Raw genomic sequence first — 26801 nt, 5'->3', positions numbered from 1 at the left:
GTGCAGGTTCGAAGCTTAGTGCTTCTCGCCGGCCAGCTTGTGCTCGAGGTAGTGAATGTTCACGCCCCCTTTGCAGAAACCTTCGTCGCGGGTCAGGTCGCGGTGCAGCGGGATGTTGGTCTTGATCCCGTCGACCACGATTTCGTCCAGCGCATTGCGCATGCGCGCCATGGCTTCGTCACGGGTTGCACCGTAAGTGATCAGCTTGCCGATCAACGAATCGTAGTTCGGCGGTACGGCATAACCACTGTACAGGTGCGAGTCGACGCGAACGCCGTTGCCGCCTGGTGCGTGGAAATGCTTGACCGTGCCCGGGCTCGGCATGAAGGTTTTCGGATCTTCGGCGTTGATCCGGCACTCCAGCGCGTGACCGCGGATGACCACGTCATCCTGGGTGAACGACAGCTTGTTGCCAGCGGCGATGCTGAGCATCTCCTTGACGATGTCGATACCGGTGACCATTTCCGAAACCGGGTGCTCTACCTGGACACGAGTGTTCATCTCGATGAAGTAGAAGCGGCCGTTCTCGTACAGGAACTCGAAAGTGCCCGCACCCCGGTAACCGATGTCGATGCACGCCTTGACGCAGCGAGCGAAAACTTCCTGGCGAGCCTTCTCGTCGATGCCCGGTGCCGGCGCTTCTTCGAGAACTTTCTGATGACGACGTTGCAGCGAGCAATCGCGGTCGCCCAGATGGATGGCGTTGCCCTGGCCGTCGGAAAGCACCTGGACTTCCACGTGACGCGGGTTGGTCAGGAACTTTTCCAGATAGACCATCGGGTTGCCGAACGCCGCGCCTGCTTCGGAGCGGGTCAGTTTGGCCGAGGAAATCAGGTCTTCTTCTTTATGCACAACGCGCATGCCGCGACCACCACCGCCGCCAGCGGCCTTGATGATCACCGGATAACCGACTTCGCGACCAATGCGCAGAGCGGTTTCTTCGTCTTCCGGCAGCGGGCCGTCAGAACCCGGAACGGTCGGTACACCGGCGGCGATCATGGCGTGCTTGGCCGATACCTTGTCGCCCATCAGGCGAATGGTTTCGGCTTTCGGGCCAATGAACGCGAAGCCGGAGTTCTCGACCTGCTCGGCAAAGTCGGCGTTTTCCGCAAGGAAACCGTAGCCTGGGTGAATGGCGGTAGCGCCGGTCACTTCGGCCGCGGCAATGATTGCCGGAATGTGCAGGTAGGAGTGGGCGGCCGATGCCGGGCCGATGCAGACGGACTCGTCTGCCAGACCCAGGTGCATCAGTTCCTTGTCAGCCTTGGAGTAAACGGCGACGGTCTTGATGCCCATCTCTTTGCAGGCGCGCAGGATCCGCAGGGCGATCTCACCGCGGTTGGCGATCAGAACTTTTTCCAACTTCGCAGTCATCAAAGGCTCTCCGCGGTTCAAACGATGGTGAACAGCGGTTGGTCGTACTCAACCGGCTGGCCGTCTTCGACGAGGATGGATTCGATCACACCGCTGGTTTCAGCTTCGATGTGGTTCATCATCTTCATGGCTTCAACGATGCACAGGGTGTCGCCTTTCTTCACGGTCTGGCCGACTTCAACGAAGGACGGCGAGGTTGGCGAAGACTTGCGATAGAACGTACCGACCATTGGCGAACGGGCAACGGTGCCGTTCAACGCTGGTGCGGCAGGCGCTGCAGGTGCGGCGGCAGCGGCAGCCGGAGCGGCGGCAGCGACAGGCGCGGCAGCCGGAGCTGGCATTGGCGCAGGAGCGTAGTACTGCTGAGCCGGGGTTTTGCTGTGACGGCTGATGCGTACGGACTCTTCGCCTTCCTTGATCTCGAGCTCGTCGATGCCGGACTCTTCCAGCAATTCGATCAGTTTCTTAACTTTACGGATATCCATGAATCATCAACTCCCAAGGGTCGGTCAGGGGCGTATAGCTTGTTGTTCAAGCTGCTCTAATGCAGCCTCCAAGGCCAGTCGATAACCGCTGGCGCCAAGGCCGCAGATCACTCCTACCGCTACGTCGGAGAAGTAAGAGTGATGGCGGAAAGGTTCGCGTTTGTGCACGTTGGACAAATGCACTTCGATGAATGGGATGCTCACCGCCAGCAGCGCGTCACGTAATGCGACACTTGTATGCGTAAAAGCTGCCGGGTTGATCAAAATGAAGTCCACACCTTCGCTGCGAGCGGCGTGGATGCGGTCGATCAATTCGTACTCGGCATTGCTTTGCAGGTGCAGCAAATGGTGGCCGGCTTCACGGGCACGGCGTTCCAGGTCCTGGTTGATCTGCGCCAGCGTCGTGGCGCCATAGGTGCCCGGTTCACGGGTGCCGAGCAAGTTCAGGTTGGGTCCGTGCAGAACGAGTAGCGTCGCCATCGGCGGTTCCTTTGTTATCCGTGTGCAATTGTCAGAACTCGGCGACTATGCCGCAAAGCCTTTGTGACTGTCCAGTTCTCTGCAATAGCCAGCACGATGACCGATGTTTGCGCGAAATATATGACTGCTTGCTTAAATCCGGTCATTCGCCCTGGCAACACGTTCGGCGAAGTCCCGCGCATTGATCTCGCCGATCACCCGCACATCGACACGTTCGACGCCGTCCTTGCCGAAAAACATCAAGGCAGGGGGGCCGAACAGTTGGTAGCGATCGAGCAGGGCGCGTTGTTCGGCGTTGCTCTGGGTGATATCGAAGCGGACCAGTCTGTAACCCTTGAGGCGTTCGATGACGATGGGGTCGTTCAGTACTTCCCGTTCGATCACTTTGCAGCTGATGCACCAGTCGGCGTACCAGTCGAGCAGCAGCGCACTTTTGGCCGAGCGGGCTTGGGCGAGCACGCGGTCGAGTTCAGCCGGGGTGTCTACGGTTTGCCAGGCACTGGTTTCCTGGGTTGGCGCGTTGCTGGCAATGGTGCGCGACTGGCCGATGGGGTTGAACGGGTCGCTCTGGCCGCTGAATGCGCCGAACCAGCAGGCCAGCGCGTAAAACAGCAGGAACATCCCGAATAGCTGGCCCAGGCGTTTTCGCGGTGGTTTGTAGACGAATTCCAGTGCGCCGAGGAACAAGCCGACACCCGCGGCCAACAGGCCGATCAGCAGCAGCGTAACCTGTCCCGGCAAAACCCGGCTGAGCAAGCCGATCGCCAGTCCCAGCAACAACACGCCAATCGCATTTTTCACGTAGATCAGCCACGGGCCGCTTTTTGGCAGCCACGCCGCGCCGCCGGTGGCCACCAATAACAGTGGCGCGCCCATGCCCAGGCCGAGCATGAACAGTTTCAGTCCACCGCCCAAGGCATCGCCGCTGGCGCTGATGTACAGCAACGCACCGGCCAAGGGTGCCGATACGCAGGGCGAAACCAGCAGGCTGGAAACCACGCCCAGCACTGCCGCGCCCCACAGCGAGCCGCCTTCGGTGCGACCAGCAATGCGGTCGAGCCGGCTGCTGATGGCATGCGGCAACTTCAGCTCGAACACCCCGAACATCGCCAGGGCAAACACTGCGAAAAACGTCGCGAATGGTACCAGCACCCAGGCCGATTGCAGGCGCGCCTGGAGATTGAGTTGCGCACCGAACATCCCCATCAAGGCGCCGAGCAGGGCAAAACACGCCGCCATCGGCAGCACATACGCCAGCGACAGGTTGAAACCGCGCCAGCCGCCGACCTGTCCGCGCAACACCACGCCGGACAGGATCGGCAGCATCGGCAGCACGCAGGGGGTGAACGTCAGGCCCAGACCGGCGAGGAAAAACAGCGCCAGTTCGCGCCAGCTCCAGCTATACGGCACGGTTGCGCTGTTGCCGGCGTTGATACTCAGGCGCTCGGTTTCCGGCGGATAACACAGGCCCTTGTCGGCGCAGCCCTGATAAGTCACCACCAAGGTAAAGGCGCGCTGATCGGTGCGCGGCAGTTCTACATCGAGAACGCCGTGGTAGACCTCGACATCGCCAAAGTACTCGTCGTGCTTCTTTTGGCCGTCGGGCAATTGCGCTGCCCCGAGAGTGACATCGCCCGGTTCGGCGCGAAACTGGAAGCGGTGACGGTAGAGGTAATAGCCTTCGGTGGCGACGAAACGCAGTTTGATCGATTGCGACGTGCTTTCTACCAGGCTCAACTGAAAAGCTTCGCGTACCGGCAGGAAGTCGGCGCTGTTGTTGATCGAGCCCAGGGTAGAACTGGGACGGCTCTCCAACAGGCCGGTGGCGGCGGCCGGCAGGGCGAGCACGAATAAAAGCAGGCAGAGCAAACGGCGCATGACAATCTCGCGTTTCGGAATTGGGGGGATGATAGCGGACGTCGTGCGGATGTGCAGTGCGGGTAGTGCTGGGGTGACTGGTCCGACGTCATCGCTGGCAAGCCAGCTCCCACAAGTTTTGCAGGTATCCACAAGATCTATAAGCACCCTCAACCCTGTGGGAGCTGGCAAGCCAACACCCACGAGTATCAAGGTTGTCCACAAGATCAATAAGCACCCTCAATCCTGTGGGAGCTGGCTTGCCAGCGATGGCGGCTTATCAGACGCGGAAGGCCTGAACGGCGGTATGCAGGCGCCCACCCAGCACCAGCAAATTTTCCCCTTGCTCGCGCCCTTCGCCAATGCGCAGCAAGTTATCCCCGCCCAACTGATGAATCCGCTCGCTGTGGTCGCGAATCTCACTGACGGCGCCGCTCTGCTGGGCGGTGACATCGGCGATGCGCACTGCGGTGTCAGAGATGGTCTGGATCGCCCCGACGATTTTATCCAGCGCGCCATCGGCCGCCTGGGCCTGGTTGGCGGTGGCTTCGGCGTGTTCGACCTGGGCGCGCATGCCTTCGACCGACTGGCGCGCGGCGGTTTGCAGACCGGCGATCAAGGTCTGGATTTCGGCGGTGGCACCAGCAGTGCGTTGCGCCAGTGAGCGAACTTCTTCAGCCACCACGGCAAAGCCGCGACCCATTTCCCCGGCGCGTGCCGCTTCAATGGCCGCATTCAGCGCCAGCAGATTGGTCTGGTCGGCAATCGAGCGAATCACCGTCAGCACCCCGCCGATGGTCGCGGACTCTTCGGCCAGATGTTCGATCATCTGTGCATTGCCCTGCACTTCGTCCACCAGCGCATGCAGGCCTGTCAGGCTCAGGCCAATGACTTGCTGCCCGTGCTCCACCGCGAGGCCCGCATGCCGACTGGCTTCGGCAGCCTGGCTGGCATCGCCGGCGACTTGCTGAATGGTCGCTTCCAGTTCGCCGAGGGAATCGCGGATCAATGCGGTGTCCCCCGCCTGGTGCTCGGCACCGCTGTGCAGGTCGTTGCTCAATTCGGCGAGGGTCCGGCTGCTGCCGGCGACCTGTTCGGCGTTGAGGCGAATGGTCCCCACCAGCGCCACCAGATAGGCGCGCAAGCGATTGAGCGACGCTTCGATGTCATGCAATTCGCGGTTGGTCTTGCCCAGTTGGATGTCCTGGCTGAAATCCCCTTCGGCCCAGGTCGACAGCGCCGGAGCGAGGTTGGTCAGGGTCCGGGCGAGTTTGCGTTGCAGGCTGTCGATCAGCAGCGCGATCAGCAAAATCAAACCGATCATCACGCCTTGCATCAGTCGGACTTCGCCCTGGATTTGCCCGTGCTGGGCGCGGACCACCGGTTCCAGCCCGGCGATGGCGTGTTGCACATCGGCGATTTTAAGATGAGTCGCGGTACTGAGATCGGCGCGTTTCTGGATCTGCTCGCGGGTCCGAGCCAGCTCCGCCGGGTAACGGGTTAGCAGGCTATTGAGTTCACGCTTGTAGCCAACGCCGGCATCCTCGGCTGCAGCTTTCTCGGTGCTCTCCAGGCCCATCATCGAGGCGAAATTATCGGTGTTCGATTCGCTGCTGGCTGCCACGCCCAGCAAGGGCAGGGCGTCCAGCAGAGCGGCCTGGGTGCGGATGTGGGTGACTTCGCGCTCGACATCGGCGGCCAGTTCGCTGCGGCCGCTGCTGACCAGTTTGTCCCGGGCCAGCGACAATTTACCCAAATGCTGCGATGCAGTGAGCAATGGCGTCAGGTACGCCGCGTTGGCGCTGGCGTACTGACTGAGCTGGTCGAGGCTGGCAGCCAATTCCCGCTCGGCTTGCAGCAGCAGGGCCTGCGGATCTCCGGCGAGCTTGCCCGCGGCCAGCAGATCGGTTTTGCTGAAGTCACTCAGGTTGGACAGGCTAGGGCGCAGGCTTTCGGCCAGCGCCGGTGGCAATTCGCCGAGTTCTGTTTGCAGGGCATCAATGGCCTGGGTGGCGTTGCTCAAGCGCAGGGCATCGCCGCTGGCGAGGTAATCCTCGATGTTGCGCGCCACATCGTTCTGAAACTGCTGAGACAAACCCAGGTAACGCTCCATTAATAGGTACGGGCGTTCAAGGGCTTTTTGCGACCACCACAGCGTCGCGCCAAGGGCTACGCACACGGCGACTAAAAGGAGGGTGTTGAGATTGGTCAGCAGCTTCAGGCGCATCACGGACTACCAACGGCAGAAATGGTAAGCGCCTGAAGTTATTGCGTTTCTGTTACAGGGTTATGACCGAAGGGGTCAATTGTGATGAAAAAGTGGCACTTTGCTTTGACGTCCCCGCCGCCTGGACACGGTTGCGCCCGGCACCTTTGGCACGATAGAGCGCCTCATCCGCCTGGCTGGCCATGGACAGGCTGTCGGAGGTTTCACACAACTCCACCACCCCGGCGCTGAACGTGCACCACAAATCCTGGGGTTGAGCCGGATAGTGAATTTCGGCAAAGCGCTGGCGGATTTCATCGAGGACGTTGTAGGCCGCCTCAAGGTCGGTGTCCGGCATGACAATGGCGAACTCTTCACCGCCGTAGCGGCCAATGAAGTCAGTCTTGCGCAAGCGCTGCTTGAGGAACAACGCCAGGCTCTTGATCACCCGGTCGCCCATGGGGTGGCCGTGGCTGTCGTTGACGCGCTTGAAGTGGTCGATGTCGAGCATGGCGAAGCTCAGCGGTTTGTTCTCGCGACGAGAGCGGAACGAACAGTCTTCGAGCAATTGCAGGATGTGGGTGTGGTTGTACAGGCCGGTGAGGCTGTCGCGGACCATGCGCGCCTTGAGGTTGCGCGCCCGCGCCGCGCGATTGCGCACGGTGGTGATCAAGTGCCGGGGTTTGATCGGCTTGGTCAGGAAGTCGTCGCCGCCTTCACTCATGGCGTCGAGCTGCTTGTCCAGATCGTCTTCGGCGGACAGGTAAATGATCGGCACGCTGACATAACGGTCGTTGTGACGGATCACCTTGGCCAGTTCCGTACCGGTGCAGGCCGGCATGTACATGTCGAGGATGATCAGGTCCGGCTGGAAGTCCGCCAGTTCGGCCATGGCCTGGATCGGCTCGATCAGCGTCCGGGTGACAATCCCGGCGCTGTTGAGCAAGCGCTCGGTGTGCAGGGCCTGGGCACGGGAGTCGTCGATGATCAGCACTTTATAGGGTTCGTACTGGGCAACGCAGGTCAGGACTTCGATTTTCTCCAGCAGGCTCGACGCTTCGAGCGTGCCGGTGAGGAACTCCTGACCACCGGCACGCACGGCGGCGAGTCGGGTCGGGGTATCGGTTTCGTGCAGGCTGAAGAACAACAGCGGCAATTGATGATCGAGGCCTTCCTGGGCTTCGGCGGCCAGCTTCAGGCCGATGCCGGGGCCACTGAAGTCCACGTCCATGACAATTGCTGCCGGCAGACGCTCGACCATCGACGAGCGAAACGCAGCTACGCTGTCCAGGGACTGGGCGCTTAGCCCGAAAAACTCCAGTTGCTTGGCCAGGCGTTCGGCGCGGTCGTGATCCTGCAGCATGACGTAGATCGGCTTGCGCAGGGGCGGCAGGAACGTCTGGTCGAGTTGGTCGCCATGGCGCAGGCCAGTGCGGGACAGGCGCTGCATCAAGCGGTTGAGGTCAGTGATCAGGCCACTGCTCAAGCGTCCGCGGTTGGCATCGACGGCTTCCAGTGACTGAGTGATTTGGCGAGCCAGGTGCGTGTGTTCCGGCTGTTCGAAACGCTCGGCGAAGCGCAGCAGGCGCAGATTGGCCTCGCTCAGCTCCGACAGATCGGTGCTTGACCACTCGCTGCGTTGCAGGCGCTGCCATATCTCAAGAATCTGACGTGCCTGATGAATTACCCGCTGGGCAAAGTGGTGCTTGAGGCGCTCGCGGCTGGGATCTTCTGGCTCGGTCATATCCTGACTACTAGTTAGGGGGCGCGCTGAGGTCGAGTGGTGGCTCTATGCTAGCACCACTTTACGATGACATGAGCGCTGTACGTCAATAATCTGCAACGCGGACGCATTCAGTTTCTGACTGGTTGGTCGTAAATCGGCTGTTGGTTTTTGCGAAGGGCGCGCCGACCGGGGCTTATACGGCGTTTGTGATGAAATGTCCGGGCGTTTCGAGCTGCCGATCAGACTTGAATGCGAGTTGTTTCCAGGTGGCTGAAGATGAGCCGATACGCTGTTTTTTTGCGGGTATGGGCTAGGGGATTCCCCTATGGGCAGCGTCAGCGAAGCGGTCGTGATGATCGCTGCGGTTACGCGGGACGTTTAATTTTCGTCATCACGCCAACGGCGGGTGCCGGGCAAAGGCACGTTGTTGTATGGTTGTGGTCGAACCGTTGAACTCAAGTGATTGAAAGGATATCGCCATGCTGGACTGGAAAAACCGCGCGGGCAGTGCGCCTGAACGTGCCGCCGAGCCCAAGTCGGCCACCCGCAGTTATCTGGGCGGCCTGCTGTTCAGCCGCGCGCTGGCCACGCTGATCGGTCTCTACCTGCTGGTGGCGATTGCTTTGGGATGGTACTGGAGCCAGGAGCCTGCGCTGTTTCCTGTGCAGCAGACTGCGCAAATGGCGGCCGAAAAAGAAGGCAAGCAAATGGTGGTCGGTTACACCACGGTCGAAACCCTCAAGACCGTTGCCGGTACGTTGCTGACCAAGCAGGGCGGCTATATCTCCAACGACCGCTTTCCGCCAGGCCTGTGGATGGACAACATGCCGAGCTGGGAATATGGCGTGCTGGTACAGGTGCGCGACCTGAGCCGTGCGTTGCGCAAAGATTTCGCCCGCTCGCAGTCGCAGTCCGCCGAAGACGCTGATCTGGCCAAGGCCGAGCCGCGTTTCAACTTCGACAACAAGAGCTGGGTGCTGCCATCCAGTGAGTCCGAGTACCAGGAAGGCATCAATTCCCTGAGCCGTTATCAGGCGCGCCTGTCCGATCCGAACCAGAAGAGCGCGCTGTTCTATGCCCGCGCCGACAACCTGAACAACTGGCTGGGCGACGTCGGTACGCGTCTGGGTTCGCTGTCGCAACGACTGTCGGCCAGTGTTGGTCGGGTCAAGCTCAACACCGCGTTGAAAACCGAGGTCGTGGTACCGGGTGTGGCGCCGCAAGTCGACGAAGAAATCGTCGAAACCCCATGGCTGCAGATCGACAACGTGTTCTACGAAGCGCGGGGCCAGGCTTGGGCCTTGTCGCATTTGCTGCGCGCCATCGAAGTCGATTTCGCCGATGTCCTGGCCAAGAAGAACGCCACGGTCAGCGTGCGCCAGATCATTCGTGAGCTGGAAGCGTCGCAGGAAGCCGTGTGGAGTCCGATGATCCTCAATGGCAGCGGCTTCGGCGTTTTGGCCAACCACTCGCTGGTCATGGCCAACTACATTTCCCGGGCCAACGCGGCAGTGATCGATTTGCGTCAACTGCTCAATCAGGGCTGAGTCATGGCCGACAGTTCCATCGATAACCTGCGGGAGGCTGCCCACCGGGCGGCTTCGGATGCCGAACAGATCGCCTGGGTCGACGAACAGGACAACCTGCTCGGCGCCCTGGTCCGTTCCGATTTGCGTGAGCGAGGGCTGATCGGTCGCGGCACTTACATCATGTTGTTCAACTCCGCGGGTGAGCTTTGCGTGCATCGGCGCACACTCAGCAAGGCGATCTATCCTGGTTTCTGGGACGTGGCGGCGGGCGGCATGGTGCTGGCGACGGAAACCTACGCCGAGTCGGCGGCGCGGGAACTGGAAGAAGAATTGGGCGTGCGTGGTGTGGAACTGACCGCCCATGACCACTTTTTCTTCGAAGACACCGGCAATCGCCTGTGGTGCTCGGCGTTTTCCGCGGTGTGGGATGGCCCGTTGGTCCTGCAACCGGAAGAGGTGCTGGAAGCGCGTTTTATCCCCATCGAACAGGTCATGCAGGAAATCGAGCAAAAGCCTTACTGCCCGGACTCTTTGGCCGCGTTGAAGCGCTATCTGCGGTCACGCGGCGAAGACGTCGCAAAAGAGGCATAAATTGGCGCCGATTGGCTCTTAGCAATCGGCGTTTTTGCCGTTACACTGCGCGACCTTTTTAAGCTGAACCGGTATTGGTTGTTGCTGTTCTGTTGGAGCGAGCCTGCTCGCGATGGTCGTGAACGATGACGAGGGTATCCTGACACCCCGCAGCGTTCTCAGGTTCATCGCGAGCAGGCTCGCTCCTGCAGAGGACACGCCAACGACAGAGTCTGCCGGTTCAGTAGCGCTGCCCCTGCCTGAGTGGGGCTTCGCGGTCGATAGCCCTTCCCGAGTGCTGCGACCAGTCTTTGTCCTCCCAAGAGGATTGCCGGTGGCCAAAAAAGCCGCATCCTTCGCCGCCCTTGGTGGCCTGGTATTTTCCACCGACGCAGGTCGTCATTGCCCGGAATGCAGTAAACCGGTGGACGCCTGCATCTGCAAACAGACCGTTATCCCGGCCGGCGACGGCATCGCTCGCGTGCGCCGCGAAAGCAAGGGCCGTGGCGGCAAGACGGTGACCACCATCACCGGCGTGCCGTTGGCTGAAGACGCGCTCAAGGAACTGGCCACGACGTTGAAGAAACGCTGCGGTACCGGCGGGGCGTTGAAAGACGGGATCATTGAAATCCAGGGCGATCATGTCGAGCTACTCTTGGCTGAACTGATCAAGCTCGGTTTCAAAGCGAAGAAGTCCGGCGGCTAGCAGCCTCTGTGAAAACCACTTGCGGCTTGATCCAGCCCTGATTGCCTTCAGGTCTGGCGTCGCCGTCATGGTTTTCACAGAGCCTGTTCTTGACCGGTTTCTAAACTCGTTGCGGTCTGCGGGGTCTACCCCCTCGTTGACGAACCGTCATTTTCATTCTTTAGACTGCGCCGACCTGAATCCAGGCGACGCACTATGACTTCTTTATAGGGGACTTCGATGTCCGTACGACGCACACGCAAAGACGATGGCAGCCAATGGACAGTTGCGGACAGCCGCAGTGTTTACGGGATTCGCCATTGGGGGGCCGGGTATTTCGCGATCAATGACGCCGGTCGCGTCGAAGTTCGTCCGAACGGTCCGAGCAGCTCGCCCATCGACCTGTTCGAGCAAGTCGACCAACTGCGCAAGAGCGGCTTGTCGCTGCCGTTGCTGGTGCGCTTCCCCGATATCCTGCAAGACCGCGTGCGTCAGCTGACCGGCGCGTTCGACGCCAACATCGAGCGCCTGGAATACCAGAGCAAATACACGGCGCTGTACCCGATCAAGGTCAACCAGCAGGAAGCGGTGATCGAGAACATCATCGCCACCCAGAACGTTTCCATCGGCCTGGAAGCCGGTTCCAAGCCTGAGCTGCTGGCGGTGCTGGCGCTGGCGCCGAAGGGCGGCACCATCGTCTGCAACGGCTACAAGGACCGCGAGTTCATTCGCCTGGCGTTGATGGGCCAGAAGCTCGGCCACAACGTCTTCATCGTGATCGAGAAAGAATCCGAAGTCGGTCTGGTGATCGAAGAAGCCAACTCGCTCAAGGTCAAGCCTCAGGTCGGTCTGCGTGTGCGCCTGTCGTCCCTGGCGTCGAGCAAATGGGCCGACACCGGTGGCGAGAAGTCCAAGTTCGGTCTGTCGGCGGCCCAGCTGCTGTCGGTGGTCGAGCGCTTCCGCGCGGCTGGCCTGGACCAGGGCATTCGCCTGCTGCACTTCCACATGGGTTCGCAGATCGCCAACCTGGCGGACTACCAGCACGGTTTCAAGGAAGCAATCCGCTACTACGGCGAACTGCGCAACCTTGGTCTGCCGGTCGATCACATCGACGTCGGCGGTGGCCTGGGCGTGGACTACGACGGTACGCACTCGCGTAACGCCAGTTCGATCAACTACGACATGGACGATTACGCCGGTGTCGTGGTCGGGATGCTCAAGGAGTTCTGCGACGCGCAAAACCTGCCGCACCCGAACATCTTCTCCGAGAGCGGCCGTTCCCTGACCGCGCACCACGCCATGCTGGTGATCCAGGTGACCGACGTCGAGAAACACAACGACGACGTGCCGCAGATCGAGAACAAGGAAGCGCTGCCGGAAACCGTGCAGTGGCTGGTGGACTTGCTGGGGCCGACCGATATCGAGATGGTCACCGAAACCTACTGGCGCGCCACGCACTACATGAGCGATGTCGCTGCGCAGTACGCCGATGGCAAGTTGACCCTGGCGGAAAAAGCCCTGGCCGAGCAATGCTATTTTGCCGTTTGCCGTCGCCTGCACAACTCGTTGAAGGCGCGTCAGCGTTCCCACCGTCAGGTGCTCGATGAGCTCAACGACAAGCTGGCCGACAAGTACATCTGCAACTTCTCGGTGTTCCAGAGCCTGCCGGACACCTGGGCCATCGACCAGGTCCTGCCGATCATTCCGCTGCATCGCCTCGACGAAGAGCCGCTGCGTCGCGCAGTGTTGCAGGACCTGACCTGCGACTCGGACGGCAAGATCAACCAGTACGTCGACGAGCAGAGCATCGAAACCAGTCTGCCGGTGCACTCCCTGAACGAAGGCGAGGACTACCTGCTGGGTGTGTTCCTGGTCGGCGCCTATCAGGAAATTCTCGGCGACATGCACAACCTGTTCGGTGACACCGATTCGGTGAACATCTACCAGAACGCCGATGGCAGCGTGTACCACGCCGGTATCGAAACCCACGACACCATCGAAGACATGCTGCGCTACGTGCACTTGTCGCCGGAAGAGTTGATGACTCACTACCGCGACAAGTGCGCCAGTGCCCGCATCAGTGCCAGCGAACGTACCCAGTTCCTCGATGCGTTGCGCCTGGGCCTGACACGTTCTTCTTACCTGTCTTCCTGAGGTAAGCATCACGCTCATCAGGTTGTCTGAAAATTTCCCGTTCGCTACGGAAATTTCAGATGACCTGGTGCGGCGTTTCTCTTTTTTCAAGCGAAGCGGCCTACGTCCTCGGCTATCCAAGTCATTTGGTCTTCTTTTCGCGTAGGTCATTTCCTAAGTTGTACTTCACCTCTCTACTCGGCCATGGCTCTCGGCGAGAATCCCCGGCCGCCCCTCCTGTAGAGAATCGCCGATGTTCGATCCAGTCAACGAACCTGACTTCCGTCTGGACGTAGCAGGTCTGTCCGACGCTTTCGAGGTCCTGGCCTTTACCGGTAGAGAAGCCATCAGCGAGCCGTTCGTGTTCGACGTGCAATTGCTGATCGAAGACCCCGCGCTCGACCTCGCCAGCCTGTTGTACCGTTCGGCTTCCCTGCACTTCGGGCCGCAGGGCAACCGTGTCCATGGTCAATTGCAGGAACTCGTCCAACGCGACCATGGGTCAACGCTCAGACTCTGTCATGTGCGTCTCGGCCCGAGGCTGGCGTGTCTGGCGCAGCGCTTCAGCCGGCGTATTTTCAGCGCGAGGACAGTGCCGCAGATTCTCGATCAAGTGCTCAGGGAGCACGGCATTGTCGGACAGCAGCGGCGCTTCGAGCTGCAGGGTGATTACCCGCTTCGCGACTACTGCACGCAATACCGCGAATCGGACTTGCAATTCGTCCAGCGATTGTGTGCCCAGCAACGGCTTCATTATCACTTTGAGCACCGGGCGCACGGGCATTGCGTGGTGTTTGCCGATGGGCAAGGGCATTTCTGCAAGGGCCAGGCGGTGGATTTCCGCCCCGAAGGCCGCCCACCGGCTGTGCGCCGTTTCGAGGTGCAGCGTTGCGTGGACAGCACCGCGCAGACTGCGCAAGGTCACTCGGACCTGCCGACGCTGCGCAGTGGTCAGCTGATGCCGTTGTCCGGTCATCCGGTCCGCCAGTGGAATCATCTGTGGTTGCTCACTCACGTCGAGCATCAGGGCAGTCAGGATCCGCGGGTGCCTTACAGCAATCATGTGCGGGCGGTGCATTGGCAGGCATCGTTCGAGCCACCCCGTTGTGTGGATAAACCCCTGATGCACAGCCTGCAACGTGCATGGGTGGTGGATGTCGATGAGTCCCGGCCCGACCCTTCCCGACCGGTGGCGGTGCAGTTTGACTGGGTCTATCAAGGCGAGGGGGCTGCGCCGAGCCACTGTTGGTTACCGCTGGCGCCGGAACTGCAAGCCGTCGGCGTCGGGTCGCTGAGCGAGGGCGCGGAGGTGGTGGTGAGTTTTGTCGAAGGCGATCCGGACCAGCCGATGATTACCGGCGTCATACACCTGCCTGCCCGTGACGACACTGGGCAGCAGGCGAAGGCATCCATCGACGACGACGCCCTGCCGGAAGGCGTGCAGGACTGGTTGCGTTCAGGCGAGCCCTTGCTGTTGCTCTGTCTGCTGCCCGGCGGCGGTAGTTTCAATCATTGTGCGCAGACGATCTGTACCTGTCGGACGTTGACGCAACCTGGCTGGAGCGGCATCGCATGATCGACGTGCACATGCCCGATCCGATCGCACAATGGTTGCTGTTGGACAGATCGGGCGCACCGCAGGCGAGTTTGAGGTTGCAACGCACTCTTGCCGAGGCGTCGCAGTTTTCATTGTTCGAAGGGACTGAATGGCATGCACTGAAAGATCACGGTCCGGTGTTGGTCGACCTGCGGACTTGCCCGGCACTGGCGGACACTTGCCGACACGACGCACACCAATGGCAAGGTTTGTTGCTGACCAGTGAGGCTTGCGCCACACCATTGCTCGCGCACTTGCGGCGCATGCTGACGGTCTCGTTCGGCCTGCATCATCGGGCACTGCTCAGCTACTACAACCCGCAGACCGCCAGTTACTTCTTCGATGCCTGCGATGCCGGGGAGTTGACTCGCTGGTTGGGGCCGATCAGTCAATTGCGCTGGTTCGGCGGGACTTGGGCTGACCGGGCGATTGGCAGCCAGGGTTGGCAGCAGTTGCTCAACCCGGGGCTTGCCGTGCGTCCTTTGGCGCCAGAGGAAGACCTCAGCCCCCGGCAACGGGAAAACCTGCAAACCTGTCTGCTGGAGCAGCATGCCTGGCGCTGGAGCCAGGCCACCGGCTGCGAATATTTTCGCTTGTGGTCGCATCTGCAGGAGGGGCTGGCGCTGGGCTTCAGCGAGCGGCCGGTACTCGATGGCTGGTTGTGGTTGCGCTTGCAATACCACGGGGCCGTGCCCCAACTGCCGCTGGTGGGAAACACCCAGCAGGAGCGCCTCGATGACCTGCGTAGCCGCTGGCAGGGCGACGAGCCGCGAGCATGACATTCGAAGTCAAAATCGCCTGGTTGCCGAGCACAAACCCCTCTCAATGAGCGCGGGCGAACCAGCCGTCGTGGCGGCGCAGGCGCCAGGCAATGGCCCCGAGAGTCAGGCTGCGGAGCAACATGAACAGCAGAAAAGTTATCCACAGGCCATGGTTGCCAAACCCTTGCAGCGCCCAAGCGAATGGCACCAGCAAAGCCACCGTCAGCAGCATGCCGTTACGCATTTCACGGGCACGGGTGGCGCCGATGAACAGGCCGTCGAGCAGGTAGCTCCAGACGGCGATCAATGGCAGCGCAGCGAGGTAGGGCAGATACATGAATGCGGTATCGCGCACGCTGGCAATGTCGGTCTGCATTGCGATGAACAGGTGCCCGGCCAACAGGAACAGCACGGCGAAACCCAGGCTCGCCAGCAACGACCAGCCGCAAGCCACCACCAGAGACCGACGCAGGGCATCGCGGTCGCGGGCACCGATGGCATGCCCGCACAGGGCTTCCACCGCGTGAGCCAGGCCATCGAGCGCGTGGGCGGTCAGCAGCAGGCCGTTGAGCAACAGGGCGTTGGCCGCGACAGTGGCGTCGCCCAACCGCGCACCTTGTACGGTGATCAGGAAAAAAACCGATTGCAGGGCCAGGCTACGGATAAAAATGTCGCGGTTCACCGCCAGCAACGGGCGCCAGCTCTGCCACAAGCCCAGGGCCGCCCAGACAATGTGACCGGGGTAGGCGCGCAAGGCCTGGCGGGTCATCAACAGGCCGATCAGCGCGCCGGTCCATTCGGCAATCACCGAGGCCCGGGCGGCACCGACCACGCCCCATTCCAGGCCAAGGACAAACCAAAGGTTCAGGGCGATATTGACCAGGTTGGTGCTCAGGAGAATCACCAGTGGCGCCCGGGCGTTTTGCGTACCGAGGAACCAGCCGACCAGCGCATAACTGGCCAACGCTGCGGGCAGGCCGAACAACCGCGTATGGAAAAACTCGCGGGTCATCTGATCCAGCTCTGCCGACGGTTGCATGAAGTGCAGTGCGGCCCCGCTCAGCGGTACGCCCGCGACACCCAGGACAATCGCCAGGCCCATTGCCAGCAACAGCCCCTGCAACAAAATCTGCCGCAATGCCGCACCGTCCCCACGTCCGGCAGCCTGCGCGGCAAACCCGGTGGAACCCATGCGCAGAAAACCCATGGCCCAGGCCAGGAAGGTGTACAGGCTGGCCCCGACCGCAACGGCACCGAGCTGATGGGCGTGGGGCAGGTGACCGATGACGGTGCTGTCGACCAGTGCCACCAGCGGTACGGAAATATTCGAGAGAATCATCGGCGCTGCCAGCGCCCAGACCCGGCGATGGGTAGGACGGTCGCGCCAGTCGGCAATCAGCTTGGACATGCAGGCTCCTTGGAGGAGCGGGCATTGTAGCGACACATGTGCATGTGCCGCGATTCAATGTGGGAGGGCGTCAGTGCATGATCCAGCTAAGCAACCACAACCCCAGCATCAACCAGATGATCCCCATGATGATCGACGCATTCATGAACGCGCGGATCGCCGACCACAGCAGCACCAGCCCGAGGATCAAGACAACGATGCTGATGATCGAGGTGTCCATGCCCAGCGCGCGGGACAAGCCGTCGACAAAATTGCTGCTGGCGCGGCTCACCAGTTGGAACAGGCCGCTGAGCGCATCAACGATGAAACGGATGACAGAACCAATGGCTTGACCGAGCCATTCGAAAAAACCTTCTACCTGCATGGAATGAGCGTCCTGATGAGTTCGAGCGTTGGGCCATTGATCGCGGTGGCGAGTTCCCCACAAGCATAGAGTGTTGTGCATGACCTGTGGAAGCGAGCCTGCTTGCCGATCTTTGTCACTTGCCTTCACCTGTGATCCCCCCGAAGCTATACGCCTTCAGGAGAGCCCGATGAACCTTGTTGAATTGACCGAACGCCTGCACGCCATCCGTGACCGCAATGACTGGCAGCCATTTCACAGCCCGAAAAACCTGGCCATGGCCGCGAGTGTCGAAATGGCCGAGCTGGTGGAAATTTTCCAGTGGCTGACCGAAGACCAGTCGCGGCAGTTGCCCGCTGACAAACTGGCCCATGCCGGCCAGGAAATCGGCGACATCGTGCTCTATCTGCTATTGCTGTGCGGGGAGTTGGGGCTGGACATGAATGACGTGGTGCGCAGCAAACTGGCCGACAGCGAGCGGAGGTTCAGCTGATGAGCGACCGTCATTTCGATCAACTGGCGACCCGTTTCGCGGAAAAAATCTACGGCGGTGCCAAAGGCGCAATCCGTTTGGCGGTGCTGCAGGCCGATCTGGCCGAAACCCTGCCGGACCGGCCATTGCGGGTGCTGGATATCGGCGCCGGTCTGGGCCACATGTCGTTGTGGCTGGCCGAACGCGGGCATCAAGTGACGCTGGCCGAGCCCGCCGAACCGATGCTCGAAGGCGCCCGCCAGCGTTTCGCCGAAGCCGGGCAAACCGCAACGTTCATTCAGGCGCCGTGGCAGGATCTGCTGGGTCAATTGACCGAACCTTACGATCTGGTGCTGTGCCACGCGGTGCTGGAATGGCTGGCCGAGCCCCACGCGATCCTGCCGGTGTTGCATCAATTGACCAAGGCCGATGGCTGGCTTTCCCTGGCGTTCTACAATCGCGATGCGCTGATCTATCGCAACCTGCTCAAGGGCCATTTCCGCAAGATGCGCAAGAACGACATGGCCGGCGAGAAGCAGAGCCTGACCCCGCAACAACCCCTTGATCCACGGGAATTGGCGGCGCAACTTGAAGGTCTGTGGCAGGTCGAAACCCAGAGTGGAGTGCGGGTTTTCCACGATTACATGCCGGTGGAGTTCCAGGCCCGCGCCGAATTGGTGGACTTGCTGGAAATGGAGCTTGCCCACCGTCGTCACCCAAGCTTTGCCGGGCTTGGGCGTTACCTGCACTGGATCTGCCGGCCGGTCTGATCGGAGCGCAAAATGAAAACTCGTTCAGGGTTGCTGCTGTTATGTCTGGGTTTGGCTGCATGTCAGGGCAGCAATCCGTACGTGGCGTCCTCCAAGCCCCTCCCTCCGGCGCCAGCGCAGGCGGCCAATACCTTTGACCGCAGCGCCTACCCGGCACCACCGCGTGACTATGGGCGCTATCGCAGCTGGGCCTGGCTCAACGGACAAATGCCGCCGGGCACTGCATGGGCAGATTCGGCCCAGGTTGCCGAAGCGGTCAGCAGCGCGCTCGATCAACGCGGTTTGCGCCCGTTGCATGACAACCGTCCGGCGGACCTGTTTGTCAGTGCCGACCTGCGCATGGAAACCCGTTTGCGCCAGGTCCGTGACGATTACTACGGCGGTGGCTACTACGGCGGTTATGGCGGTTACAACCGTTACGGCAATGGCTACGGCGCCTACACCGCAGTCCCGATCGTCCGCACCTATCAGGAACAGGTCGTGGTGGTGCAAGTGGATTTATACGATGCACAAAGCGGTCAAGCCGTGTGGAGTTCCAGCGCTGAAACCAGCAATCGCGGCACTCAGAGTGAGCAGGTGGATGCCATACGCAAGGCTGTAGAAAAGGCGCTGTCGGCGTATCCTCCCAGTTAGATAACAAGCCTTTCGCAGGTTCATGTCTTCAACCGGAGAATCATCATGTTCCGCCGTTTCGTTTTACTGGCAGTGGCCGCACTGCTCAGTGCCTGCGCAGCCAACCAGGTCAATCATGACTTCGACGCCAGCCGCGACTTTGCCGCCTATCACAGCTGGAGCTGGAAAGAGCCCGTCTTGCAATATCGCCCCGATGATCCACGGATCAAGAGTGACCTGACCGAGCAACGCATCCGCCAGTCAGTGACCGATCAGCTTGATCAGCGCGGGTTGCGCCCTGCTGCCACGGGTGCCAAGGCTGACTTGAATGTACAGACCTATCTGATTGTCGAAGAACGCCAGCAACAGATAACCACCAACTACGGCGGCGGTTATGGCAACCCGTGGAGCGGCTACTGGGGCGCGCCGATGTACAACGAGACCCGGCTCGTCTCATACAAGGTCGCCACGATTCAGATCGACCTGTTCGACGGCAGGGACGGCAAACTGGTGTGGCGCGGCAGCGACGAACAGATACTCAGCCGCACGCCCAATCCAGCCGATCGCAGCAATGCGATCCACGAAACCGTCACCCGGATACTGTCCAACTATCCACCCCGGTAAACACCCCACAAACCCTGTAGGCGCGAGCCTGCTCGCGATAGCGGATTGTCAGTCGACACAGAGGCTGACTGATCCAACGCCATCGCGAGCAGGCTCACGCCTACAGGGTTTTTTGTTGTCTTGGCTGGCGAGTTGCCAGCAGCCTCGTCAACCCTTGTCTACACTGCCTTGACCAATGGAGGTAGCGCTCGGCAACGCGCCGGCAAAGGAGTGCGCCATGTCTCCCCGCATGCAGTTTCGCGGCCCGGCCCGGCAACGTGGGGCAATCGGTTTGATGGCCGCCGCCACCCTGGCGATAGCGCTGGGGTTCACGTTGCTGGTGATCGACACTGGCAGGCTCTACATGGAACAGCGCAAGTTGCAACGGGTGGCGGATACCGCAGCGCTGGAAGCCGTGAGCCGCGATGGCAATTGCAAGTCCGGGCAGAGCGCAACCATCTACGCCAGCCAAAGCGCAACACGCAACGGCTTTACCGTGACCGCGGACAACACGCTGACTGCCAGTTGCGGCACCTTGCAGACCGGCGCGGATAACCTCCGTGCGTTCGTGGTCGACGCCACTAAAACCGCAGCCGTCCAAGTCATCGTCAGCCGACCTGTCAACACCAGCATCGCAGCCGGCATTGGTGCGTTGCTCTCCGGTGGGCCGGTCAGCCTCACGACCCGGCTCAGCGCCACCGCCGTCGCCGCCGAACCCAAGATCACCCTGGCCCAATTGAGTATTCGCAGCACGTTGTTGAGCGTCGACAGCGCAAGAGCAAACCTGTTGAACCCCCTGTTCTCGACGTTGTTGGGCGGCAATGTCAACCTGACCGTCGGCGGTTGGGACGGGTTGGTCAAGACGGATATCAACCTGCTGAAATTCATGGACCAGCTCGCCATCGAACTGGGCGTGTCCGCCGGGAACTACACCGCGCTACTGAATACCCAGGGTTCCGTGACCCAATTCATCAAAGCCGCCGCCAACGTGGTGAACCTCAACGGCGCTACGGCGCAGGTCAAGACCGCGCTGGCCAATTTGCAAGTGGCGGCCACCGGCGCCTCGCCGATCAACCTGGGGGATTTGCTGCAATTGCAAACCGGCACGCAAGAAGCGGGGCTCGACGCTACGGTGCAGCTGTTTCAATTGATTCAGGGTTTTGTCCAACTGGCCAACAAGAACAGTGCGGTGATCGCGACGTTGCCCGTGAATGTCTTGGGGTTGGCTGGGGTGTCGACCCGCATCAAAGTGATTCAGCCGCCGCAGTTTTCTGCTGTTGGCGACCCGGCGCTGGCGAAAGTCGCGCCGCTGGGAGTGAACAGGATTTATGTGAGCACGGCACAGGTTCGCGTATTGGTGTCGGTTGATCTGTCGCTGATCAACTCCGTTTTGCAATTGGTCAACACGCTGTTGACGCCGGTCGTGGGGTTGGTCAATACGCTCCTGGCACCCGGTTGCATTCTTGGCAGCTGCACCCAGACCGACCTGAAGATCCTGCCCAACGGGCTGAACCTCGACCTCGGTATTGAAGCTGGAGTCGGCAGCAGTTATGTCACGGACTATTCCTGCGCCAGCCCTACCAGCAAGAGCCTCACCGCCACCACCAACATCTCCGCTCTGCAAGTTAAAGTGGGTCAGATCGACGATGCCATCTGGCTCTCTTCTTCCTCAGCGCAAAGCCTTTCGCCGCTGCCTTTGGTCGATATCGGCTCGAAATCCTGCACGCTGCTTAACTGCGGCGCACGAACCCCGTTCGGCGGCGGCGGTAGCGAGATCATGATCGATAGTCCAATTGCCGGTAAAACCGAACCCAATTACACCTTTGTTAATCCCCATGAAATCAACGTCTCACCAGACCCGACGCATCCGGTCTCGGTGTCCGGAGTGGTGGGCAGCCTGAAAGGGACGCTCGGCGGGGTCACGCTGATTCAACATGCACCCGCCATTGGCAGTCTGCTGGGAGGCTTGTTGAGTACGTTGCTGTCGACGCTGTCTGACGTGGTGAGCTTGTTGATCACCGCCATCAGCGGCCTGCTCGCGCCGCTGGTCGACCCGATTGTCGACAGCCTGCTGCTGAACCTGGGCATCGACGTCAACAAGGTCGACGTCGGTTTCAACCTGACCTGCGGCGAGAAAGGCAAAGCCTATCTGGTGATCTGATCCGAGGCGACCCCTTCGCGGGCAAGCCTCGCTCCTACAGGGTAGGTGGCACAATTGGCAGCTCGATACAAAAGCGTGCGCCCTCGGTGGAGTTACGCACGCTCAGCCGTCCACCCATGTTCTCGACAATCCCGTAACTCACCGACAACCCCAGGCCTGTGCCCACGCCCACCGGTTTGGTGGTGAAGAACGGTTCGAAGATTCGCTCGAGCAATCGCGGGTCGATACCGCCACCATTGTCCTCGACCCACAGCCGCACCGATTGCTCGTCCCGTTCGGCGTACACTGCAATCCAGGGTTTGAAATCTGGGTTGCTTTCGCGTTTGCCGAGCAACGCATCCCGCGCGTTGACCATCAGGTTGATCAGCACTTGTTCAAGCTGATCGACATACCCGCGTACCTGTACTTCAAAAGCGCTTTCACTGATTCGCAAATCAACGCCCTTGCCGCGCATGCCTTCGGCCAGCAATGACAGCGTGCCTTCGATGGCCTGGGCCGGGTTGAACGGGTGTTGTTCGATCTCCGAGCGGCGGCCGAACACGCGCATGTGATCGACCACCCGCGCGGCGCGTTGCACCTGCGTGTCGATGCGGTTGAGCTTGTCGGTCAGGTAGTCGACCTGCACATCGCCGTTGCTCAGGCGTTTAAGCACATTGACGATGGCCATGCGCATCACGTTCAACGGCTGGTTGATTTCATGGGCCAGGCCGGTGGCCATTTCACCCAGCGTGGCCATTTTCGCGCTTTGCGTGAGCTGTTGCTGGGAGCGGCGCACTTCGGTGTTGTCGCGGCCAACGGCCTGAACTTCGACCAAACGGCCCTGCGCGTCGAACACCCCGCGATCCGACCAGACCCACCAGGCGTGTTCGCGGCCGGGCAGTTGCAGATTGATTTCCGCGGTGCTCACCGGGAACTCCGGGCTCAACTGGCCCAAGCGCTGGAGGAACGCTTCCCGCTGTTCAGTTGACATCCAACTGCCCAGATCGACCCCCGGTAATTGCTCAGGCGCGCATTCCAGGTAAGTCGCCAGCGGCCGGTTGCCGAAGGTCAAGGTCAGGTCCGGCCGGTAGCGGCAGATCATTGCCGGTGAGTCTTCCACCAGAATCCGGTAGCGCTCTTCGCTTTGCTTGACCTGTTCGGCGGCCAGGGTGACTTCGGTGACGTCCAGCCACAGGCCCACGGCCTCCACCGGCAAGCCGAGGTCATCGCGCAGCAGTTTGGCTTCGTCGAGAATCCAGTGGTAATCACCGCGATAATCACGCAACCGATAGCGCACGCTGACCGACCCTTCGCGCAGCAGCGAACGGCTACGTTCGAAGTAGCGGTCTCGGTCGTCGGGATGAACCTTGTCCACCAGCGCGGCACCACCACAGTCGTCGAGTCCCCAGCCGAGCAGCGGCAGCAGGCTGTCACTGTAAAACGTCGGTTGCAGCGCGCCTTCGACATACTGCTGCACGTAAATAACGGCAGGGGAACTGGCGATCAGATTGTCCAGCCGGGCATGGGCGGTCGCGGCCTGTTGCTCCTGGTTCTTGATATCGCTGATGTCGAGCATGAACCCCACCAGACGACGGTTTTTGCCGATACCCACAGCCTGGCCTTGCAGGCGATACCAGATCGGCGTGGCCGTCGAACCCGGGCGATGCAAACGCACGCACATCAGCAAGGGGATGCCTTCGTCCTGTAAGGCTTGCAAGCGACTGCGCAATTCTTCGCGGTCGGCGGGATGCACCAGATCAAGCCATTCGTTTGACGGCAAGCGGGCATCTGCAAGGTTCAGAGCGTCGGCGAGCGAAGGGGCCAGTTGCACTTGGGCGCTGTCGCTGAACATCTCCCACCAACCCGTGCCGAGCAGCGCTTGCAGCGACTCCAGGCGTTCCAGTTGCAGATGGTGGTGGTGCTCGCGCAGGCGTTCCAGCAGCGGGCCGGCGAGGGCGGCGGCGAACTGAAGCCAGTCGCGGTCACTGACGTCTGGCGCCCGCTGCTGCACCGGGTAGCAGCCGCACAGCAGCCAGGCGACCACGCCCCGGGCATCGTGATAAGGCACGGCGAAACCCTCGGCATTGGCGAAGATCGCTTGCAGGCGCGGGTGTTCAATGGGGCTAAGCACCTGCGGTGCGGAGCCGTTCAAACTGTCGAGGCCGGTGCCCAGGCGCTGAGCGTTTTGCCACAATTGTGGCCCGTCGAGCCCCGCATAGTGCTGATGAATCTGCCAGCCCTGTTCTTCTTCATCGAGCAACGCCAGGGCGATGCACGGGATGTGAAAACGCTGGGCCAGGCTTTGCAGTTGATCGGTCAGCACATCGGGTAAACGCGACAGACTGCACAGGCGCAATTGCTCACCGATCTGCACCGCGAGCAACTGGCATTGCTCGCGCAGACGTGATTGTCGACGGTCGAGGAGCAAGTCACCGATGTCCAGCAGTTGCAGCAACCAGGCGTCGGCCAAGGGTTGAATCCAGCCGCGCAAATGCAGGGGGTGGCCGCTGAGGCTGTAAAAGTCCAGGTCCAGGTTCTGGCCTTGCCAGTCTGCGGGTGCGCCCTCGACCACCAGGCTGCAATGGGGCAAGAGAAAATCGAGCAGGTGCGGCGCACGCGCGGTGGGCGTCTGTTGGGCCAGCGAATGCCGCAACGGGCCGGTCAAATGCAGCACACGACCTTCGGCATCCAGATGCATCTGCAAGCCGACGCCCATGCCTACTGGCTCCGGGAGAGGTTGCGGCACGGGTGGATGGCGATTGAGCAGACGCCCGAAGAGCTTGTCGCCGGCACTCAAAATTGCAGGCTCGAACTGGCGGTGAGTGTGGCTGGCAAGTTCGGCACCTGGCCGATGCCCGGCAAGGTCAGAAACGGGATGACGGCACTCAATTTGGTGGTCGGGTAGTTGATACTGACCTTCAGCACGCCGGCGGTGTAGGTCGTGGTCGCATCCGTATCGACATTGAAATTCAGAGCAACAGGAATCCACGCCAATTGTCGGCTCAGTTCGTCTTTGACCACGGTCTTGAGTGCGGCTTCATAACCGGGTGTGTTCGGGTCCAGCGCCACACTTCGGCGCACGGCTTCGGCAGTCGACTGGTTGAACGACTGCATCAGCAACAGCGGCAGGCTGTAAGTGACGATTGCGTAGAACACCGCGAAAAAGATGACGAACACCAGGGCGAATTCAATCGCCGCGGCGCCTTTTTGTTTGTGGGGGAGGCTGGTTTTCATGAGTGCGTCTACCCTGACCATCACGAGGTAATGTCAGCATAGAATCATTCAGCCAATACGGACGTTTTTTACCGGATGCAGAGCATTGTCCTACTGATCTGGCTGGCACTGTGCGCGGCGCAGGATGCACGGCAACGGCACATCGCCAACAGTTTGACCCTGGGCGCAGGGGCTTTTGCATTGGCGTATCTGCTGTGGAGCGGCAGCACCTGGCTGGGCGCGCCGGCAGAGCAGGGTGGCTGGGCGGCATTGCTCGCGCTGGCTTTCACCTTACCCGGTTACGCCATGCGAAAACTCGGCGGTGGTGATGTGAAACTCATGATCGCCCTTGGGCTGGCGACCGACGGTCGGCATGTTTTAGGCGTGTTTATCGGTGCAGGATTGGCCAGTGTCGTATGGCTGCTGCTGGCGCCAAGAGTCTGGCTTCATTTCGGTCAAGGGCTTAGAGATCGTTTGCTGTACTTGGAGCCTGGAATGTCAAAAAAACAGCCCTTTGCGCCCTTCCTGTTGGTGGGGTTGCTGTTGACGTTTGCCTGGCTCCGCTAGTCATTCGGTTTTGTACAGAGTCGAAAAGTACGACTACTTTCATACAACAAGTAGCTGTACAGCCAGCGGCTGCATGTACAGGAACGGTCAGCCTTTTTGACCTTGCAGGGAGTTGCACGTGAACAAGCGTATCTCAGCAGTAAAAGTCCTTGTGGTCGACGACCAGCCATTGATCGTTGAAGAACTCTGCGAATTTCTCGAGAGCAGCGGCTACCGTTGTGTACCTTGTGAGTCCGCTCATCAAGCCATCGAACGTTTCAACGAAGACACTGACATCGGTTTGGTGCTGTGTGATTTGCACATGCCTGGGCTGGACGGGATTCAACTGGTTCAGGAGCTGCAACGCCTGTCCGGCAAGCACCGTGCATTCGAAGCGATCATGCTCACCGGGCGTGCCGACAAGCAGGACGTAATCAAGGCACTGCGAGCCGGCATTGCCGATTACTATCAGAAGCCGATTGACCTGGGTGAGTTGCTCGAAGGCTTGCAGCGCCAGGAAGTGGCCTTGCAGGAGCGGCACAAGACGTTGCAACTGGGGCATCTGAACCAGAAGTTGCAGTATTTGTCGGAATCGATCGATGACCTGTATCAGGACCTGGATCGGGTTCGCCGTGCTCCGTTTGTCTCAGGCACTGCGGATTCGGAAGACGGTACGGTCAGTGAGGCTGATCGGGAGGAGATCCCGGCGATTTTCAATCAGCTGTCGCCTCGGCAGCTGGATGTGGCGCGGTTGGTGGGCAAGGGGCAGACCAATTATCAGATTGCCTGCGAGTTGGGGATTACCGAGAACACGGTGAAGTTGTATGTGTCGCAGGTGTTGCGGTTGACGCATATGCATAATCGCACGCAGTTGGCGTTGGCGTTGTCGCCGAGTAATTCGGGGATGCGGCAGAGGGTTACGGCGCATTGAGTTTTGCTGGTCTTTCACTGATCAAACTGTGGGAGCTGGCTTGCCAGCGATGGCGCCCCGCCAACCAATCAATCTCTCCCAGATGCACCACAAATCCAATTGTGGGAGCCAGCCCTGCTGGCGATGGCGGCCTGCCAGCCGACCAATCTCTCCCAGCCACCCCAATCCAACTGTAGGAGCTAGCCCTGCTGGCGATGGCGGCCTGCCAACCAACCTATCTCTGCCAATCAACCTATCTCCGCCAGGCGTACTCCGTCCCTGTGGGAGCTGGCTTGTCGGGTCGCCGCATCGCAGCGATGGCGGTGGAACAGGCAAAGTTGTTTAACCGCCAATAAAAACACCAGAACCTTCCCACACGTT

At 60.6% G+C, this 26801-nt stretch carries 23 protein-coding genes; 13 read left to right on the top strand and 10 right to left on the bottom strand.

Annotated elements, in window-relative coordinates; all coding sequences use genetic code 11:
• Nucleotides 1–15: 15 nt before the first annotated feature.
• From accC to gcbA, 6 genes are all read right to left on the bottom strand, one after another.
• The gene (gene accC, locus D8U73_RS10240) at nt 16–1374 is read right to left on the bottom strand and encodes an acetyl-CoA carboxylase biotin carboxylase subunit (protein ID WP_056852463.1); all 1359 of its coding nucleotides are present in this window, start codon (nt 1372–1374) and stop codon (nt 16–18) included.
• Between the two features lie 17 nt (nt 1375–1391).
• On the bottom strand, nt 1392–1859 hold the full coding sequence (gene accB / locus D8U73_RS10235; protein ID WP_056852464.1) for an acetyl-CoA carboxylase biotin carboxyl carrier protein: 468 nt from the start codon (nt 1857–1859) through the stop codon (nt 1392–1394).
• Nucleotides 1860–1883: 24 nt separating this feature from the next.
• On the bottom strand, nt 1884–2339 hold the full coding sequence (gene aroQ / locus D8U73_RS10230; RefSeq protein WP_056852465.1) for a type II 3-dehydroquinate dehydratase: 456 nt from the start codon (nt 2337–2339) through the stop codon (nt 1884–1886).
• A 132-nt stretch (nt 2340–2471) separates the two neighbouring features.
• Nucleotides 2472–4217, bottom strand: coding sequence for a protein-disulfide reductase DsbD (locus tag D8U73_RS10225; protein ID WP_130904391.1), 1746 nt, complete (start codon nt 4215–4217; stop codon nt 2472–2474).
• A gap of 259 nt (nt 4218–4476) precedes the next feature.
• Nucleotides 4477–6423, bottom strand: a complete 1947-nt coding sequence (locus D8U73_RS10220) for a methyl-accepting chemotaxis protein (protein WP_056852467.1) — start codon at nt 6421–6423, stop codon at nt 4477–4479.
• A gap of 52 nt (nt 6424–6475) precedes the next feature.
• Nucleotides 6476–8146: a diguanylate cyclase GcbA gene (gene gcbA, locus D8U73_RS10215; protein WP_130904390.1), complete on the bottom strand. Its 1671-nt coding sequence runs from the start codon at nt 8144–8146 to the stop codon at nt 6476–6478.
• A 461-nt stretch (nt 8147–8607) separates the two neighbouring features.
• On the opposite strand from gcbA, the gene D8U73_RS10210 reads away from it, so the two are divergent.
• From D8U73_RS10210 to D8U73_RS10185, 6 genes are all read left to right on the top strand, one after another.
• Entirely contained in the window at nt 8608–9675 is a 1068-nt protein-coding gene (locus tag D8U73_RS10210) for a DUF2333 family protein (protein WP_056852469.1), read from the top strand.
• A 3-nt stretch (nt 9676–9678) separates the two neighbouring features.
• The gene (locus D8U73_RS10205; protein ID WP_056852470.1) at nt 9679–10248 is read left to right on the top strand and encodes an NUDIX hydrolase; all 570 of its coding nucleotides are present in this window, start codon (nt 9679–9681) and stop codon (nt 10246–10248) included.
• A gap of 313 nt (nt 10249–10561) precedes the next feature.
• Complete coding sequence (locus D8U73_RS10200; RefSeq protein WP_003221288.1) at nt 10562–10933, top strand: translation initiation factor Sui1; 372 nt, start codon at nt 10562–10564, stop codon at nt 10931–10933.
• Between the two features lie 219 nt (nt 10934–11152).
• Nucleotides 11153–13066, top strand: coding sequence for an arginine decarboxylase (speA, locus tag D8U73_RS10195; RefSeq protein WP_056852471.1), 1914 nt, complete (start codon nt 11153–11155; stop codon nt 13064–13066).
• Between the two features lie 232 nt (nt 13067–13298).
• The gene (locus D8U73_RS10190; RefSeq protein ID WP_130904389.1) at nt 13299–14621 is read left to right on the top strand and encodes a contractile injection system protein, VgrG/Pvc8 family; all 1323 of its coding nucleotides are present in this window, start codon (nt 13299–13301) and stop codon (nt 14619–14621) included.
• Nucleotides 14618–15421 carry a DUF4123 domain-containing protein gene (locus D8U73_RS10185; protein WP_130904388.1) on the top strand — a complete coding sequence of 268 codons (804 nt, stop codon included), beginning with the start codon at nt 14618–14620 and terminating at the stop codon, nt 15419–15421. The genes D8U73_RS10190 and D8U73_RS10185 overlap by 4 nt, the downstream gene beginning before the upstream one ends.
• Before the next feature lie 43 nt (nt 15422–15464).
• Here D8U73_RS10185 and D8U73_RS10180 read toward each other — a convergent pair whose 3' ends face one another.
• Together D8U73_RS10180 and D8U73_RS10175 are read right to left on the bottom strand one after the other, a co-directional pair.
• Nucleotides 15465–16811: an MATE family efflux transporter gene (locus tag D8U73_RS10180; RefSeq protein ID WP_130904387.1), complete on the bottom strand. Its 1347-nt coding sequence runs from the start codon at nt 16809–16811 to the stop codon at nt 15465–15467.
• 70 nt (nt 16812–16881) lie between these two features.
• A complete protein-coding gene (locus D8U73_RS10175; RefSeq protein ID WP_056852475.1) occupies nt 16882–17175 on the bottom strand; it encodes a hypothetical protein in 294 nt (97 codons plus the stop codon).
• Nucleotides 17176–17344: 169 nt separating this feature from the next.
• On the opposite strand from D8U73_RS10175, the gene D8U73_RS10170 reads away from it, so the two are divergent.
• The 5 genes from D8U73_RS10170 (at nt 17345) to D8U73_RS10145 (ending at nt 21772) form a co-directional block, all read left to right on the top strand.
• Nucleotides 17345–17647, top strand: a complete 303-nt coding sequence (locus D8U73_RS10170; protein WP_056852476.1) for a MazG-like family protein — start codon at nt 17345–17347, stop codon at nt 17645–17647.
• Nucleotides 17647–18396, top strand: a complete 750-nt coding sequence (locus D8U73_RS10165) for a methyltransferase domain-containing protein (protein WP_056852477.1) — start codon at nt 17647–17649, stop codon at nt 18394–18396. The genes D8U73_RS10170 and D8U73_RS10165 overlap by 1 nt, the downstream gene beginning before the upstream one ends.
• A 12-nt stretch (nt 18397–18408) precedes the next feature.
• The gene (locus tag D8U73_RS10160) at nt 18409–19029 is read left to right on the top strand and encodes a DUF4136 domain-containing protein (RefSeq protein WP_056852478.1); all 621 of its coding nucleotides are present in this window, start codon (nt 18409–18411) and stop codon (nt 19027–19029) included.
• Nucleotides 19030–19074: 45 nt separating this feature from the next.
• The gene (locus D8U73_RS10155) at nt 19075–19632 is read left to right on the top strand and encodes a DUF4136 domain-containing protein (RefSeq protein WP_056852479.1); all 558 of its coding nucleotides are present in this window, start codon (nt 19075–19077) and stop codon (nt 19630–19632) included.
• A 217-nt stretch (nt 19633–19849) separates the two neighbouring features.
• The gene (locus D8U73_RS10145) at nt 19850–21772 is read left to right on the top strand and encodes a pilus assembly protein TadG-related protein (RefSeq protein ID WP_130904386.1); all 1923 of its coding nucleotides are present in this window, start codon (nt 19850–19852) and stop codon (nt 21770–21772) included.
• Between the two features lie 34 nt (nt 21773–21806).
• Here D8U73_RS10145 and D8U73_RS10140 read toward each other — a convergent pair whose 3' ends face one another.
• A complete protein-coding gene (locus D8U73_RS10140; protein WP_130904385.1) occupies nt 21807–24548 on the bottom strand; it encodes an ATP-binding protein in 2742 nt (913 codons plus the stop codon).
• The gene (locus D8U73_RS10135) at nt 24545–24985 is read right to left on the bottom strand and encodes a TadE family protein (protein WP_056852482.1); all 441 of its coding nucleotides are present in this window, start codon (nt 24983–24985) and stop codon (nt 24545–24547) included. Before D8U73_RS10135 ends, D8U73_RS10140 begins: the two co-directional genes overlap by 4 nt.
• 75 nt (nt 24986–25060) lie before the next feature.
• On the opposite strand from D8U73_RS10135, the gene D8U73_RS10130 reads away from it, so the two are divergent.
• Nucleotides 25061–25531: an A24 family peptidase gene (locus D8U73_RS10130; protein WP_056852483.1), complete on the top strand. Its 471-nt coding sequence runs from the start codon at nt 25061–25063 to the stop codon at nt 25529–25531.
• Nucleotides 25532–25649: 118 nt separating this feature from the next.
• On the top strand, nt 25650–26441 hold the full coding sequence (locus tag D8U73_RS10125) for a response regulator transcription factor (protein WP_130904384.1): 792 nt from the start codon (nt 25650–25652) through the stop codon (nt 26439–26441).
• Nucleotides 26442–26801: the final 360 nt, after the last annotated feature.

The organism is Pseudomonas sp. Sample_22 (assembly GCF_004307635.1).
Lineage (GTDB): Bacteria > Pseudomonadota > Gammaproteobacteria > Pseudomonadales > Pseudomonadaceae > Aquipseudomonas.
Note: the sequence above shows the minus strand (reverse complement) of the source record. Positions and strands in the feature narration are given on the sequence as shown.